The 14,317-nt window shown below is 62.4% G+C and carries 13 protein-coding genes and 3 tRNA genes; 5 read left to right on the top strand and 11 right to left on the bottom strand.

Going from position 1 to position 14,317, the window contains the following annotated elements:
- Positions 1-17: 17 nt before the first annotated feature.
- Together der and AB5Y48_RS05740 are read left to right on the top strand one after the other, a co-directional pair.
- Positions 18-1,514: a ribosome biogenesis GTPase Der gene (gene der, locus AB5Y48_RS05745; RefSeq protein WP_368163973.1), complete on the top strand. Its 1,497-nt coding sequence runs from the start codon at positions 18-20 to the stop codon at positions 1,512-1,514.
- A 50-nt stretch (positions 1,515-1,564) separates the two neighbouring features.
- The gene (locus AB5Y48_RS05740) at positions 1,565-1,789 is read left to right on the top strand and encodes a zinc ribbon domain-containing protein (RefSeq protein WP_050664645.1); all 225 of its coding nucleotides are present in this window, start codon (positions 1,565-1,567) and stop codon (positions 1,787-1,789) included.
- A gap of 71 nt (positions 1,790-1,860) precedes the next feature.
- On the opposite strand, the gene AB5Y48_RS05735 is transcribed toward AB5Y48_RS05740, so the two are convergent.
- The 11 genes from AB5Y48_RS05735 to folD form a co-directional block, all read right to left on the bottom strand.
- On the bottom strand, positions 1,861-2,127 hold the full coding sequence (locus AB5Y48_RS05735; RefSeq protein WP_005356030.1) for a GrxA family glutaredoxin: 267 nt from the start codon (positions 2,125-2,127) through the stop codon (positions 1,861-1,863).
- Between the two features lie 78 nt (positions 2,128-2,205).
- Positions 2,206-3,636: a D-alanyl-D-alanine carboxypeptidase/D-alanyl-D-alanine-endopeptidase gene (dacB, locus tag AB5Y48_RS05730; RefSeq protein ID WP_050664646.1), complete on the bottom strand. Its 1,431-nt coding sequence runs from the start codon at positions 3,634-3,636 to the stop codon at positions 2,206-2,208.
- Positions 3,637-3,645: 9 nt separating this feature from the next.
- A complete protein-coding gene (locus AB5Y48_RS05725) occupies positions 3,646-5,412 on the bottom strand; it encodes a DEAD/DEAH box helicase (RefSeq protein WP_368163972.1) in 1,767 nt (588 codons plus the stop codon).
- A gap of 134 nt (positions 5,413-5,546) precedes the next feature.
- A complete protein-coding gene (locus tag AB5Y48_RS05720) occupies positions 5,547-6,584 on the bottom strand; it encodes an HlyD family secretion protein (RefSeq protein WP_050664648.1) in 1,038 nt (345 codons plus the stop codon).
- 2 nt (positions 6,585-6,586) lie between these two features.
- Positions 6,587-6,922, bottom strand: coding sequence for a DUF3302 domain-containing protein (locus AB5Y48_RS05715; RefSeq protein WP_050664649.1), 336 nt, complete (start codon positions 6,920-6,922; stop codon positions 6,587-6,589).
- 169 nt (positions 6,923-7,091) lie between these two features.
- On the bottom strand, positions 7,092-8,177 hold the full coding sequence (locus tag AB5Y48_RS05710) for an HlyD family secretion protein (protein WP_368163971.1): 1,086 nt from the start codon (positions 8,175-8,177) through the stop codon (positions 7,092-7,094).
- On the bottom strand, positions 8,174-8,614 hold the full coding sequence (locus AB5Y48_RS05705) for a hypothetical protein (protein ID WP_050664651.1): 441 nt from the start codon (positions 8,612-8,614) through the stop codon (positions 8,174-8,176). Before AB5Y48_RS05705 ends, AB5Y48_RS05710 begins: the two co-directional genes overlap by 4 nt.
- An 11-nt stretch (positions 8,615-8,625) precedes the next feature.
- On the bottom strand, positions 8,626-9,819 hold the full coding sequence (locus tag AB5Y48_RS05700; protein WP_368163970.1) for an OmpP1/FadL family transporter: 1,194 nt from the start codon (positions 9,817-9,819) through the stop codon (positions 8,626-8,628).
- Between the two features lie 50 nt (positions 9,820-9,869).
- Positions 9,870-11,897 (bottom strand): alkyl/aryl-sulfatase, encoded by a 2,028-nt coding sequence (locus AB5Y48_RS05695; protein WP_368163969.1) that lies wholly within the window; start codon positions 11,895-11,897, stop codon positions 9,870-9,872.
- 138 nt (positions 11,898-12,035) lie between these two features.
- The gene (locus AB5Y48_RS05690) at positions 12,036-12,956 is read right to left on the bottom strand and encodes a LysR substrate-binding domain-containing protein (protein WP_224159867.1); all 921 of its coding nucleotides are present in this window, start codon (positions 12,954-12,956) and stop codon (positions 12,036-12,038) included.
- Positions 12,957-12,967: 11 nt separating this feature from the next.
- Positions 12,968-13,822 (bottom strand): bifunctional methylenetetrahydrofolate dehydrogenase/methenyltetrahydrofolate cyclohydrolase FolD, encoded by an 855-nt coding sequence (gene folD, locus AB5Y48_RS05685; protein ID WP_050664655.1) that lies wholly within the window; start codon positions 13,820-13,822, stop codon positions 12,968-12,970.
- Between the two features lie 212 nt (positions 13,823-14,034).
- Between folD and AB5Y48_RS05680 the strand changes: the two genes are divergently transcribed.
- From AB5Y48_RS05680 to AB5Y48_RS05670, 3 genes are all read left to right on the top strand, one after another.
- Positions 14,035-14,111, top strand: a tRNA-Pro gene (locus tag AB5Y48_RS05680).
- Between the two features lie 38 nt (positions 14,112-14,149).
- Positions 14,150-14,226 (top strand) — tRNA-Arg (locus tag AB5Y48_RS05675).
- Positions 14,227-14,241: 15 nt separating this feature from the next.
- Positions 14,242-14,317, top strand: a tRNA-His gene (locus AB5Y48_RS05670).

The raw sequence follows: 14,317 nt of genomic DNA, 5'->3' as shown, positions 1-14,317 counted from the left end.
CGAATAATGAGGCTTTTATGACTCCTGTTGTTGCCCTGGTGGGGCGCCCCAATGTGGGGAAATCCACCCTGTTCAACCGCCTGACCCGCACTCGTGACGCCCTGGTGGCCGACTTTCCCGGTCTGACCCGGGATCGCAAATATGGCCAGGCCAAGCTGGGCGAGCTGGAATTCATCGTGGTCGATACCGGCGGTATCGACGGCTCCGAAGAGGGCATTGAACTCAAGATGGCCGAGCAGTCCCTGCAGGCTATCGAGGAGGCCGATGTGGTGCTCTTCATGGTGGATGCCCGTGCCGGTCTGACCGCTGCCGACATCGCCATCGGCGAGCACCTGCGCAAGTGCCACAAGAAGGTGTTTCTGGTGGCCAACAAGACCGACGGTATCGACGGGGACTCTGCCAGTGCCGAGTTCTATGCCCTGGCACTGGGTGACGTTTACCAGATCGCGGCGGCGCACGGCCGCGGCGTGCTGAGCCTGCTCGAGCTGGCCCTGGCCCCCCACCTGGAGGCCCTGGTGGCCGAGGGCGAGGGTGACGAGGAGCCCGAGGAGGAGTTCGACGAAGAGGCCCTGGTGCGCATGCTGGCGGAAGGGGAGTTCAACCCCTCCGACGAGGAGGAGAAGCAGGATCGCTACGCGGATCTGCCGGTCAAGTTTGCCATCGTCGGTCGTCCCAACGTGGGCAAGTCCACCCTCACCAACCGCATGCTGGGTGAAGATAGGGTCATCGTCTATGACATGCCGGGGACCACCCGCGACTCCATCTACATCCCCCTCGAGCGCGACGGCAAGAAGTATGTGGTGATCGACACCGCCGGGGTACGTCGCCGCGGCAAGGTGCACGAGACGGTGGAGAAGTTCTCCGTCATCAAGACCCTCAAGGCCATCGAGGATGCCAACGTCTGCCTGCTGGTGATCGACGCTCGCGAGACCATCACGGATCAGGATCTCAGCATCCTCGGTTTCGTGCTCAACTCCGGTCGCTCCGTGGTGCTGGTGGTGAACAAGTGGGACGGCCTGGATCAGAAGGTCAAAGACGACGTGAAGAGCGAGCTGGACCGCCGTCTGGGCTTTATCGACTTCGCCCGCGTCCACTTCATCTCCGCCCTGCACGGCAGCGGTGTGGGCCACCTGTTCGAGTCCATCGACGAGGCTTATGTGTCGGCGACCCGCCGTACCAGCACCGCCATGCTGACCCGTATCATGCAGATGGCCCAGCAGGACCACCAGCCGCCTATGGTGCGTGGCCGCCGGGTCAAGCTGAAGTATGCCCACGCCGGTGGCTATAACCCGCCGCGTATCATCATCCACGGTAACCAGGTGGACGATCTGCCGGACTCCTACAAGCGCTACCTGATGAACTACTTCCGCAAGTCCCTGAAGATCATGGGGACGCCGATCCGGATCGAGTTCCAGGAGGGGGCCAACCCGTTCGAGAACAAGAAGAACGTGCTGACCCTGAGCCAGGAGCGTCAGCGCAAGCGCCTGATGAAGCTCAAGGGCAGCAAGAAGTAATTCAGACGGCCGCCCCTCGGGGTGGCCGTTTACATTGAGGAGAAGTGACGATGAGCACGGTACAATGCCCCGGTTGCGGGGAGGGGATCGACACCCGGGGCCGGGAGGTGACCTGTGGTCACTGCCAGCGTCTGGTGCGGATCCTGCCTCTGTGCCCCGATTGTGGTGAGCCCCTGGAGCGGCTCAAGGCGTGTGGAGCGGTGGACTACTTCTGCAACCGCTGCAACAGCCTCATCTCCAAGTCGCGGGTCAGGTTTGACGCCACCCTGGCGTAAGTGGCCAGCCCCTGGCTCCTGATAGCAAAAGCCCCGGTCATCTGGCCGGGGCTTTTGCTTTGTGAGAGGGCTTACTCCTGGTAGAGCCCCAGGTTGGCCTTGGCATAGGCCTCAAAATCGGTGCAGCCACCGATGTGCACCTCGTCGAGGAAGATCTGGGGCACAGTGTTGACCGGCTTGCCGGCGCTCTTGGCCAGGTCTTCCTTGGTGATCCCCTCGGCGTGGATGTCCACGTAGCGGAAGTTGAAGTCGTCGCGTTGGGCCTTGAGGGTCTCGGCGATCTGCTCGGCGCGAACACAATAGGGGCAGCCGGGACGGCCGAAGATGACTGCAAACATGTTGATTCTCCAATTTCATCGGGCCCGCCCAGCATAGCGAGGGTAAGCCCGGTGGGGAAGTGCAAAGATCCGATGCCCTTATTCGGCGATCTGAATCGCCTGGTTCTGGTAGATGCTCTCGAGCACCCCCTTCTCGAAGGTGGTCCAGGGCCAGCGCGCCTTGCTGGCGCGATAGCGTTCGTGGGTGGCGGGATCGAGGGACAGGGAGTTTTGAAACATCACAAACGCCTTGCGCTGGCCATTGGCCGTGTCCATGAAGCCGGCCAGGTTGGAGGCCCCGGTGACGGTGCCGGTCTTGGCGTGTACCCGGTTCTTCATGAAGGGGGCGGTGACCGAGCCACGCCAGGCCAGGGTGCCGTCCACCTGGGAGGAGGGGAGCAGGCGAATGAAGTCCAGGGTGGCGTCGTTGCGCTGGATATAGGCGAGCACCTCCAGCATCTGGCGGGCGCTCACCAGATTGTGGGCAGAGAGGCCGGAGCCGTCGGCCAGGCTGGCGTTGTCCAGGTTGATCCCCACCTTGCCGAGGATGGCGCGCACCGCCTTGGTGCCGCTTCTGAAGCTGCCCGGCATGTTGTAGTAGTGGCGGCCGACGGTCTTGAGGAAGGTGTCGGCATAGAGGTTGTCGGAGCGCTTGAGCATGTGCGACAGCAGCTCAGGCAGGGCCTTGGAGCTGTGGCTGGCCAGCGTCTCGGCGCCGACCGGGGCCTGATGGGTCAGGCGCAGGGCTCCGTCGTGGCTAATGCCGGCACGATCCATGGCCCAGCGGATGTTGTCCCAGCCCCAGGCCTCGAGATCGTAGATGGCAAAACGCAGCCCCTGGGGATCCTTGCTCGGGGCGATACAGCCGCGCAGGTCGTAGTGGTTGCCGCGTGCCATCTCCACCTCGAGGGCGCAGGACTGGCGGGCCATGTCCCCGTAGGTCATCACATCCACCTCTTCTGCGCTGATGCTGATGGGCACGCCAGCCGGGCTGCTCGCGCTGGCGGGGCGGCCAATCTGGGTCGCGGTGACGGTACCGTAGGCGCAGTTCTTGTCGATGATGACGGCCCCCACAGGGGCGGTGAAGCAGAGGGATTGATCCCCCCACGACCAGCCGTTGCCGCGCTCATAGCCGTTGTAGGCGCCGGTGTTGACGTAGACGTTGCCGGTGATGCGCTTGATGCCGAGTTGTTTGAACAGGCTCAGCAGGTCCATGCGTCCCAGGGTGGGGTCACCGACGAAGTTGATCCAGAGATCCCCGTTAAGGGTATCGCCGCTCTTTGCGCCCGGCTTGGCCTGGATCTCGGTGACAAAGCGAAAGTCGGCGCCGAGCTCCAGGCGTGCCGCCAGGGCGGTGATCACCTTCATGGTGGAGGCCGGGGTCATGAGATCGTCGAGGTTGTGCTGATATTCGAGGCCGTTTGCGCCCATCACGGCGATGGCGGCATGGCCCCCCTTGGGAGGGGTCAGCGGTGCGGCCTGGACCGCGACGGAGGTGAGGGCGCAAAGCCCGATCAGAAAGCGCTGCATGAAGGATCCTTACTCGTCCCGGGCGCTGTCGGCAGTACGGTAGCGCCCCTGGTAGTCGAAAATTTTCTCTTTGATTTGCCAAAAGCGTCCCGACTGGCGAGCTATCACGAAGTCGGGATGCCGAAACTGCGGCTCGGCGGCCAGCACCGCATCGAGGGTGGCGAACTGGGGCTCCAGGCCGGGAGCGCGCCAATGATGACGCACAAAGACCTGCTGAAACAAGCGCCGCGCAGCCGGCGTGGCGAAAGAGTAGTAGTCGGTGAGGGTGGTACCGTCCTCGTCGTGGTAGGTCACCTCGAGCCTCTCCCCCTGTTTGCCCTCCCCCTTGGCAAGGGAGAGCCCGCTACAGCGGATCACCATGCACCCCTTGAGGTTGAGGGCCGCCTTGAGCTGGTCGTCCGGGTCGACCAACACCTGATCGCAGGCGTGGCAACTGCGCGCGGCGATGTCGTTTTCCGCGCCGCAGCCGGGACAAATCTTGGCGCGAAAACGGTAATCGCACTCCTCGCGCGTCCCCTCGTCATCTTCCAGAAAGCCCTGGCAGCGCCGGCCATAGTGTTCGATGACCTTGCCCTCTTCGTCGACCTTGCCCCAGAAGGTATTGGCAAAGCCGCAGGCGGGGCAGAGCACCTGCACCGGCACATTGTCCCCCTTGGGGCGTGGCTCTCCCACCTCGGGGTCGAACAGCTTGATGTTGTTGCCGGCGTAATCGACCACCAGACAATCCGTCTTGCCGGGGGCCAGGCGCAGGCCGCGTCCGACGATCTGCTGGTAGAGGGAGACCGAATCGGTGGGCCGCAGCAGGGCGATGAGATCCACGTGGGGGGCGTCAAAGCCGGTGGTGAGCACAGAGACGTTGACGAGGTATTTGAGCTCACGCGCTTTGAAGGCACTGATCAGCGCGTCGCGCTCCGGCCCCGGGGTGTCGCCGGTGACCAGGGCCACCGCCTCGCCGGCCTCGCCCAGTCGGGTGGCGATTTCGCGGGCGTGCTCCACGGTGGCGGCGAAGATCATCACCCCCTGGCGATCGGCCGCGTACTCCCGGATCTGCTCGAGGATATGGGGCGTGACCCGGGCCTGGCGTTTGAGCTCCCGGTTCACCTCGGCGTCGTCGAACAGGCCCCCCGGGCGAGCGGCCAGCTTGCTGAAGTCGTAGTGGACTATGGGGGCATCGATGAGGCGAGGCGGGGTCAGGTAGCCGTTTTTGATCATAAAGCGCAAGGGGAGCTCGAACACGCAATCCCCAAACAGACGCTCGCCACGGCTCTTGACCATGCCGTGATAGTGGCGCCGGTAGATCCACCCCAGCCCCATGCGATAGGGGGTGGCGGTGAGGCCGAGGATCTTGAGATCCGGGTTGGCCATGCGCAGGTGAGCGATCACCTGGTGGTACTGGCTCTCATCGTCCAGCGACACCCGGTGGCACTCGTCGATGATGAGCAGCGAAAACGCGCCGTCGAAGGCCTCCAGGTTGCGCGCTACCGACTGCACCGAGCCAAATACCACCTGGGCACTCGACTCCTTGCGCGAGAGCCCGGCGGCGAAAATGTCTGCCGTCACTCCCCAGGCCTCATACTTGGCGTGGTTCTGCTCCACCAGCTCCTTCACATGGGCCAGCACCAGTACCCGGCCGCGCGCCTTGCGGGCCAGCTCGGCGATCACCAGGCTCTTGCCGGCGCCGGTCGGCAGCACCACCACGGCGGGATCCTGGTGACGGCGAAAGTGGCGGATCACGGCATCGACCGCGTCTTGCTGATAGGGGCGTAGGGTAAACATGCGCACCGCTCGGGCTGGAAAACAGGGGGGGCCATTATAGGCCAAGCGGGTAGCAGGGGAAGCAGCGGCGAAGGGGTTATCGACGCGAGACAGTAGGGAAAGAGGCGGCAGACGAGAGCCTGCCGCCGAGGGGATTAATGGAAGGGGAAGATGTAATTCATCCAGCTGGCCATGCGCAGCAACACCTTGCGCATCACGGAGACGTGATGGAAGTGATGGGTATAGATGGCCGCCTGGCCGCTGGCACCGGCGATCACCTGATACTCCTGCCAGCGCGGGTCGGTGATCTTGATGCGAACCGGCAGGCGACCGGGGCGCACCGCCGAACTCTGATCCAGCAGGGCGGCATTGGCCTGCACATTACCGGCGGCGATGGCGGGAATGACCGCTTCGACCTCGCCCTTGAAGATCATGCCGGGGATGCCGTCGATGACCACCTCGGCCTCGTCACCCACCGCCAGACGCTGCATGCTGTTTTGCCAGAACCAGCCGACATAGGCGTTATCCTCCTCGTGGATGAAGGTCATCACGGGACGGTACATAAAGGGGGTTGCGATCATGCCAGGACGCAGGGCCAACTGCACCACATGGCCATTGCTGGGGGCGTAGACCACGGTCTGCTCGAGCTGGTAGTTGGCTTCGCGCAGCTGGGACTGCACATCGACCAGGGTCGCCTGCTGCTGATCGAGCTGGGCCGCCAGATCGTCGACGTTGGCCTGGCTCACGTCCAGATCCCGTTGCTTGCCGATGCCGCGGCGCATCAGTTCGCTGGCACGATCCCTGTCGAGGCGTGCCGAGCGCAGGCGTGCCTCGATGGATCGGACATGTTCCTGATTGGCGTTAACCCGGGCTTCCAGACTGGAGACCTTCTGGCGGAAGGGCTCGTCGTCGATGCGAAACAGCACGTCACCCTTCTTCACCTTCTGGTCCGGTTTGACCGCCACCTCGGTCACCCGTCCCTTGACCAGAGGGACTATGGGGGTCGAAACGTAGTAGTTACGGGCCATCTCCGAGTAGGGGTGGTTGTAGTTCATCAACATGATGAGGGTGCCGATGATGGCGATCCCCCCCAGGACGGCGGTGGGAACTGTCCACTTGTTGAGGGGGATGCGGAAGATCTTGAAGATGGCGACGCACAGGGCCGTGTAGGTAAGAACCAGTAACAGATCCATGATTATTCCCCCTTGGCCTGGTTCATGTCGTCGAGGCGGCTGCGCAGGGCGGCGACCTCCTTCTGCAGTTCGGCCAGGGTATCTTCATCCTTCTGCAGGCGTTGGCCAAAGCCCCAACCTCTGTCTTCCCGGTAGAGGGTTGCCCAGATCCAGAGGAAGGGCCACAGCACATGCAGGGTAAAGAGACTCACCCAGCCGGCCACATGGATCGCATCCTGATGGGGGTGGTTGCGGTGCTTGGCGATTTCATAAGGTATGTCGTGAATGACGATGATGCCGTAGAACATCACGATCGCCACGAAGAAAAGCAGCCCGAGGGCAAAGTAGTCCAGAGCCATCTCTGATTGTCTCCATTTCAAGCCAGGCCTGATCTCCTGTCAGGCGCTAACTTCATCATTACAGAAAGAAAATTTGACACAAGCGCTCTTAATCGGAGCTGTCTGTTTTATTGATAAATGTGATGTGAAAGGGAGAAGAGCGCGCGGGTGAGAGACCCGGCGCGCGCGTTTAGAGGGAGAAGAGGTAGGATTTCATCGCCTTCAGGCGGACGGTGGCGCCCCCTATGATGTCGATAAAACCGAGCAGTGGGTGAGGTTTGCGGGCCGATATCCAGGCCGAGCCCGTGGTGCCGATGGGCAGGGCGATCCCCTCCGGTTCGCTGAACTCCAGAATCACGGTACGACCATGACTGGATGCGTTGTTGGCCACGTGCTGGCGGACGTGTTGATCCCCCTGCATGGCACTCTGCTGAGCCTCGCCCGTGCCGGTGCGCACCGAGTGAACACGAGCGCGAAAGATGCGTCCCGGATAGGCATCCACATAGAACTCGGCAAACTGCCCCGCCTCTATGCTGCGCACGCTCTGATCCGGCACCCGAAACTCGAGAAATTTGTGCCGGGTATCGTAGAGGTGCATGTTGCCGGTGCGGGAGCCGGTGGCGATATTGACCACCGACACCTGGCCATCGAAGGGGGCCCGGATCACCTTCTCTTCATCCCGGCGAGCCTGCAGGTTTCGCTCGACCGTCAGGTTCTGGATCCTGGACTCCAGGGCGCTGACCTTGGCCACGCTGGCTGCGTATTGGGCCACGTCCGCATCGATCTGGCTGGCCAGCTGATCCCGACTCTGCTCGCTGGCATAGTCACCGAGACGTGTCAGCCGGGCCATCTCCCGTCGATTGAGCTGCAACCTGGCGTCGATGGCTTCCTGCTGGTGGCGCTCGGCGGCTATCTGAGCCCGCTCGGCGACGATCTGGTGGTCGAGGGCGCTAACCTTGCCCCGGCTCTCCCAGTTGGCCAGGGTGTAGAGGGGTTGCCCCTGGCTGACCGTCTGGTTGTGGACCACCTCTATGGTATCGATCTGATGAAACTGGGTGGTCCCCAGCAGGGGGCTCAGCACGGCATGGGGTGCCTTGATGGTGGCCGAGTCGGTGAAGTCAACCGGTGCCAGATGGCGTGAGATGGCCAGCAGGGTCAGGCCGATCAGGGCCCCCACAGTGGTACTCCAGAAGCCGGTCTTGAGGTTCCAGGGCAGGATGCCGAGTTTGACCAGCAGCCAGACCAGCAGGATATAGGGGAGCAGGATCTCTTTCATGCTTTCTCTCCCGTCGCCCGGCTCTGAAGGCCGCGCGAGATGATGTGGCTGAGTTTCTCGGAGATGAGGTCCCAGCGGCCGAAGGCGATGATGATGGCCAGCACCCACCAGGTCTTGTCGATAAAGAGGCCGCACAGGGAGAGGGCAAACACCAGGGTGATGTGGGCCGACTCGGCCAGCTTGGCCTTGTGCACCGCCACCTCATGGAGCTGCCACAGCAGGTAGAGGGTATAGAGCAGCACATAGAGGGTGATGAGGGTGATCACTCCCATGAAGAGGGGAGAGTCGAGCAGGAGCATGATGGCAGGATGCGTGCTGGCCAGGCTCTTGCCTTCGGCCGGATAGATGACGGCGCCCCGGGTGAAGAGCCCCACCAGTCCCACGGAGACCAGGAGGAGGGCGAGGCGTCGCCCCCAGGTTTTGAGTGCAGTGATCATGGCAGCGTTACTCAGAATTGGTGATTGATGCCGATGTTGACGAAGTGCAGCCGGCTATTGTCATAGCGGGTGTGCAACTCTCCATTGGGGCCGCTCAGATCGAGGGGAAGATCCCCCAGCCAGACCAGGGTGTAGCCGGCGCTGAGGCGAGTCGTCGGGGTGAGCCGGTAGTCGGCTCCCAGCCCCAGGCGCCAGGCCGCCGAGAGGGGCAGCGCTGCACTGCGATCGGCATCCTCGACGGGAGAGCTGTCGTAGGCGATGCCGGTGCTCAGCTGCAGCGCCTCTGTGGCCTGGAACTGGGTACCCAGGCTCAGGTGCCAGGTGTCCTTGTAGTTCAGATCCCGGGTCTGTTGCACCCGGCCGTTGAGCAGGGCCACATCCACTTCCCCGAAGCGTGACCACTGCTGCCAGTTGGTGCTGGCCAGCAGGGCCCAGCGATCGTTTACCTGCTGATAGAGGCTCAAGGTCAGGGTCTGGGGCATGGCCAGAGTGACCCCCAGTTGATTGAGGCCCCTATCCGGTTGCCATGGGCTGGAAGGGGTGAGGCTGGCTTCCCCTTGCAGGTTCCACTCAAGCTCAGAGGTATAGCTCAGACCCAGGCGGCTGGTCTGGCTTGGCTCATAGAGAACCCCAAGCATATAGCCATAGGCCCAATCACCCTCTTCATAGGTGAGTTGGCCGTCGCCACCTAGCAGACGGACGGCCTTGGCCGCCTCGACGGTGCCGTGAGAGGCGAGCAGGCTGGCGCCGACCGACCACTGCTCATCGATGCGGTAGGAGAGGGCGGCGGTGGCCATGATACCGGTGAGGGTACCCTCCTGGCTTTGGTAGCGCCCCTGCCAGTTGGGTGCGTACTCGAGCCCAAGGCCATGGCTGCCGAAGAGGCCAACGCCCCCATGCCAGCGCTCATCGAACTCATGGGTCAGATAGAGGCTGCCGAGGGGAGCTGTCTGTACCGCATTGCCGCCGTCGGCGGCCTCCAGATGGCCCTGAACCCAGCCACCGTTGACCTGGATCTGGGTGCCCTCGAGGCGACTCATACCGGCCGGGTTGCTGGCCAGGGTCGAGGCGTCCTGGGCGCGGGCCGCCGCGCCGGCGTTGGCCAGCCCCATATTCTGGGGGCCGGTCTCGTAGAGGGAGAGGCCCCCTGCCAGGGCCGGGGTGGTACTCAGGCAGAGCAGCAGGAAGGAGGATCTTGTCATCATGATTGACTCACAGTCGAAAGAGCCCGCCCTGGCGGGCGGGCTCAATGGGATTAACGGTTGATGGGAGAGACGCCGGTCTCGCTCAGACCGTGGCTGTGGCCCTTGTGATCGTTGGGGGTGACGATGTTGAACCAGAACTCGAAGCTGTCGAGGTAACCGCCGAGCTTGCGCAGCTTCTGCTCGTCACCCACCAGGGTGAGGCGCCCCTGCTCATGCAGGCTCTTGAGGCTGGCTTTTTGCAGCATGAACTCGGTCAGGTCTGCCCGCTTGAGAGTGAGGTTGACGTCTGCCTTGTCATCACGATAGCCCTTGATGTGGCTGAAGTTACCGTTCTGCACCCGGATCTGGTACTCCTCCTTGGTGTCGGAGAGCACTAGGTTGGCGCTCAGGGTATAGCCCTCTTTGGCCACCCGGTTGCCATCCATGCGCACCGCCACATAGTCGAGGAAGTCGGAGATGGGCATGGCGGCAATCATGTCGGCACTGGCCCCCTTGGTGGCGACCCCTTGCGGCACGCCGTTGCGCAGCTCGAAGGCCCCCATCAGGAAGCTGTTACGCTCGCCGGCCGATTCGCTCTGATAACCCAGTTGCTCGAGGCAGTTGGCCTGCTGCTGACGGGCCTTGGCGTTGGTCGGCTCGGCGAAGACCGCGTGGTTGACCACCTCGGCACACCAGCGGTATTCCCCTTTATCGAAGGCGCGTTTGCCCTCGGCCACCACCTTGTCGATACCACCCATGGCGGCTACATAGCGTACGGCGGCCTCTTTGGGGGGCAGGGGCAGCAGCTTGGCCGGGTTCATGTCCGAGTAACCGAGGTAGCGGTTAACCACCGCCTTGGCGTTGCGATGATAGCTGCCGTGATAGCCGCGGTTGTACCACTCCTTGGAGAGGGCATCGGGCACCTTGAACTCGTCCTGGATCTCGTCGATGGTTACCCCGTGGTTGGCCAGACGCAGAGCCTCGTTGTGGATGAAGCCGTACATGTCACGCTGCTTCTCGAGGAAGCTGACGATCTGGGCGTTGCCCCAGCGTGGCCAGGTGTGGGAGGCCATCAGCACCTCGGCCTGGTTGCCGAACATATGCAAAGACTGGTTGATGTAGCTGCTCCACCCCTTGGCATCGCGCACCGGGGCACCGCGCAGGGTATAGATGTTGTGCAGGCCGCCGACGGTGTTCTCGGCCGCCCAGTAGGTCTTGAACTGGGGTAGCCAGGTGTTCATCTCCACCGGCGCCTCTGTGCCCGGTGTGCTTTGCATCACCATGGTGATGCCATCGACGGTGATCTCCTCGATGCCGGCACCAATCTCTTTGGTCGGCTTGATCAGGGTCAGCTCACCCAGGGCGACGCTCTTGCCGATGGCCGCATCCACCTGGCCGGTGGCGCTCTTGGGCAGCACGTTGCCGTACTGATAGGTGGCTCGCCGCGCCATGGCGTTGCCAGCCAGCACGTTCTCGCTGATGGCATGCTCGGTAAAGCCTTCCGGTGCGATCACCTGGACCTTGCCGGCGTCTACCTCTTGCTGGCTGATGACGCCCTTGACCCCGCCAAAGTGATCCGCATGGGGGTGGCTGTAGATGACGGCCACCACCGGGCGCTCGCCCAGATGCTTGTTGACCAGCGCCAATGCCGCACGGGAAGTCTCGGGGACGGTCAGGGGATCGAAGACTATCCAGCCACTCTTGCCGCGCACGAAGGTGATGTTGGCGAGATCATAGCCACGCACCTGATAGATGCCATCGGTGACTTCATAGAGGCCGTGGTTGAGGTTGAGGGTCGCCTGACGTTGCAGACTGGGGTGGACGGAGGCGATGGGGCCCGCTTTCTTCAGGAAGTCATAGGAGCCGAGTTCCCAGACCACCTTGCCGTCGGCATTCTTGATGAGCAGGTCCTTCTCCTGGGCGATCAGTCCCTTGGTCGCATAGTCGAAATCGTCAATCTTGTCGTTGGGGAGTGTCTTGCCAACCGATGCCAAAAACTGGGCGGTATGAGGAGTGGCAGAGCCCGGGGTGGCAGGGGCAGCCACGGCGTGGCCAATAGAGAGGGTCAGCAGGGTGAGGGCCAGGGGGGACAACTTCATGGGGTATCTCCAGACTTGGTTGTTTTGAGCCCAGTCTAGGGAGAGGGGAAGGCGGGATCATTCGGGTGAACGATAAACAACCATTAAGTGTGGATTAAATTGTGCTCAATGAGTCCCTGTCTTTTTTGTGGGTTTTCATCAGGGAAACTGAATCGCCCGGCACTGCTGGCGGATCTGTGTTTGCAGCCAGTTGAGGCCCGGGTCCTGGTCCTGGGATTGGTGCCAGCACATATAGAGGGGGCAGTCGTCGCTCGGCCAGGGGATGGGGAATCCCTTGAGCGCGAGGGCGTCGCTGACCAGGGCCAGGTGCCAGCTGCTGGTGATGGTCAACCAGTCGGTCTGGCCGACCATGACCAGGGCCGAAATGAGGGCGTTGCTCTCGTAGGCGATATTGCGCGGTGGCAGCTCTACATGGGCCAGGGTGCGAACGACCCAGTCATCCCGGCGCCGCACGTCCCACACCACATGTTCTTCGGTAAAAAAGTCCGCCATCTCGAGGTGATCACCAATCCTAGGATGATCCCGACGGCACACCACCCGGGTGGGATACTCGAGCAGCAGTTCGCTGCAAAATCCCTTCTCCTCATGGGGCGTGCTGCTGAGCACCAGATCGATATTGTGCAGACGCAACGCCTGCAGCCGGGAGGGCTCATCGAGCAGGCTGGCGACCGACTCGAGGCGACAGCGCGGTGCCTGCTCGGTCAGTGTCCTGAGCAGGGGGGGGAGCAACATCATGTCGAGATCGGGGTGGCTCGCGATACGAAAGTAGCGCTGGCTGGTGGCCGGAATGAACTGCTCGCTCTGGCGAATGGCCCGCTCCATGGTATGCAGGGAGTCGGACGTTTCCCGGTGCAGGCTGAGGGCGCGGGCGGTGGGAGTGATACCGCGCCCCAGCCTGACGAAGAGAGGCTCGCCGATCTGGTTACTCAGTCGGGTGATGGCCTGGCTGATGGCGGCAGGGGTCATCTCCAGCTGCTCTGCCGCCGCCGAGACACCACCGGATGTCATGACCGCATTGAAGACCCGAAACAGGTTGAGATCGAAATGGGCTCCTGACATCCGTTTGCTCCTTAGTCGTGATACTGCTCGCAGGCTTCGAGGGTGTTCTCGATGAGAGAGGCCACCGTCATGGGACCGACGCCGCCGGGGACGGGGGTGATGAAGCTGGCGTGGCTGCGGGCGGTTTCAAACTCCACATCGCCGACCAGGGTGCCATCGGCCAGACGGTTGATCCCCACATCGATCACCACGGCGCCCGGTTTGACCCACTCGCCGGGAATAAAGTTGGGCTTGCCAACGGCCACCACCAAGAGATCGGCGCGGCGTACATGGGCCTCGAGATCCTGGGTGAAGCGGTGGCAGGTGGTGGTGGTGCAGCCGGCCAGCAGCAGCTCGAGGGTCATGGGACGACCGACGATGTTGGAGGCACCCACCACCACGGCGTGCAGTCCATGGGTCTTGATGCCGGTGGTCTCGATCAGCGTCATGATCCCCTTGGGGGTGCAGGGACGCAGGGCCGGGATGCGCTGGGCCAGACGACCCACATTATAAGGATGGAAGCCGTCCACATCCTTGTCGGGGTGAATGCGCTCGATCACCAGAGTGGTGTCCATGTGGGCGGGGAGGGGCAACTGCACCAGGATTCCGTCCACCTCGCCGTCGTTGTTGAGGCGATCGATCAGATCCAGCAACTCTTCTTGAGTGGCGTCGGCACTGAGGTCGTAGGAGCGGGAGACAAAGCCCACCTCTTCACAGGCACGCCGCTTGCTGCCGACATAGACCTGGGAGGCGGGATCGCTTCCCACCAGGATGACGGCCAGTCCCGGGGCACGCTTGCCGTGTAACACCCGCTCCTTGACCCGGGCCGCCACCTGGCTGCGAATCGTTTGCGCCACCAGTTTTCCATCAATCATCTTGGCTGACATAATCCTCAACTCACCGTCATTTGAAGGGCGGCGCATTGTCGCATTTTTTGTCATCCGCTGACAGATGCTTTGTTCGCGCGAAGGCCCGGCGCGTAAGAAGTAGCCACTTGAATTTACTGGCAGAAAAAGTCATTGACGCTGGCTTTCACGCTTGGGTATTATGCCGGCCCGTTGCCTGATACGACCTTGGTCGGTATGCTGGCAAGCGGCATCGGTGATTAGCGCAGTCCGGTAGCGCATCTGGTTTGGGACCAGAGGGTCAGAGGTTCGAATCCTCTATCACCGACCACTTTATACAGGTGGAATGCCTGATACGATGAAGACAGTGCGCCCTTAGCTCAGTTGGATAGAGCAACGGCCTTCTAAGCCGTGGGTCACAGGTTCGAATCCTGTAGGGCGTGCCATTTTTCATTGCTGTGGTGGCTGTAGCTCAGTTGGTAGAGTCCCGGATTGTGATTCCGGTTGTCGTGGGTTCGAGTCCCATCAGCCACCCCA

Source organism: Aeromonas sp. R6-2 (assembly GCF_040908155.1).
In the GTDB taxonomy this organism is placed as follows: domain Bacteria; phylum Pseudomonadota; class Gammaproteobacteria; order Enterobacterales; family Aeromonadaceae; genus Aeromonas; species Aeromonas schubertii.
Note: the sequence above shows the minus strand (reverse complement) of the source record. Positions and strands in the feature narration are given on the sequence as shown.

Bases quoted from the DNA above. Each gene is read 5' to 3' on its own strand.
- der (WP_368163973.1), top strand. From the start codon at position 18: ATGACTCCTGTTGTTGCCCTGGTGGGGCGCCCCAATGTGGGGAAATCC.
- AB5Y48_RS05740 (WP_050664645.1), top strand. From the start codon at position 1,565: ATGAGCACGGTACAATGCCCCGGTTGCGGGGAGGGGATCGACACCCGG.
- AB5Y48_RS05735 (WP_005356030.1), bottom strand. From the start codon at position 2,127: ATGTTTGCAGTCATCTTCGGCCGTCCCGGCTGCCCCTATTGTGTTCGC.
- dacB (WP_050664646.1), bottom strand. From the start codon at position 3,636: ATGCAGCGCTTTCTGATCGGGCTTTGCGCCCTCACCTCCGTCGCGGTC.
- AB5Y48_RS05725 (WP_368163972.1), bottom strand. From the start codon at position 5,412: ATGTTTACCCTACGCCCCTATCAGCAAGACGCGGTCGATGCCGTGATC.
- AB5Y48_RS05720 (WP_050664648.1), bottom strand. From the start codon at position 6,584: ATGGATCTGTTACTGGTTCTTACCTACACGGCCCTGTGCGTCGCCATC.
- AB5Y48_RS05715 (WP_050664649.1), bottom strand. From the start codon at position 6,922: ATGGCTCTGGACTACTTTGCCCTCGGGCTGCTTTTCTTCGTGGCGATC.
- AB5Y48_RS05710 (WP_368163971.1), bottom strand. From the start codon at position 8,177: ATGAAAGAGATCCTGCTCCCCTATATCCTGCTGGTCTGGCTGCTGGTC.
- AB5Y48_RS05705 (WP_050664651.1), bottom strand. From the start codon at position 8,614: ATGATCACTGCACTCAAAACCTGGGGGCGACGCCTCGCCCTCCTCCTG.
- AB5Y48_RS05700 (WP_368163970.1), bottom strand. From the start codon at position 9,819: ATGATGACAAGATCCTCCTTCCTGCTGCTCTGCCTGAGTACCACCCCG.
- AB5Y48_RS05695 (WP_368163969.1), bottom strand. From the start codon at position 11,897: ATGAAGTTGTCCCCCCTGGCCCTCACCCTGCTGACCCTCTCTATTGGC.
- AB5Y48_RS05690 (WP_224159867.1), bottom strand. From the start codon at position 12,956: ATGTCAGGAGCCCATTTCGATCTCAACCTGTTTCGGGTCTTCAATGCG.
- folD (WP_050664655.1), bottom strand. From the start codon at position 13,822: ATGTCAGCCAAGATGATTGATGGAAAACTGGTGGCGCAAACGATTCGC.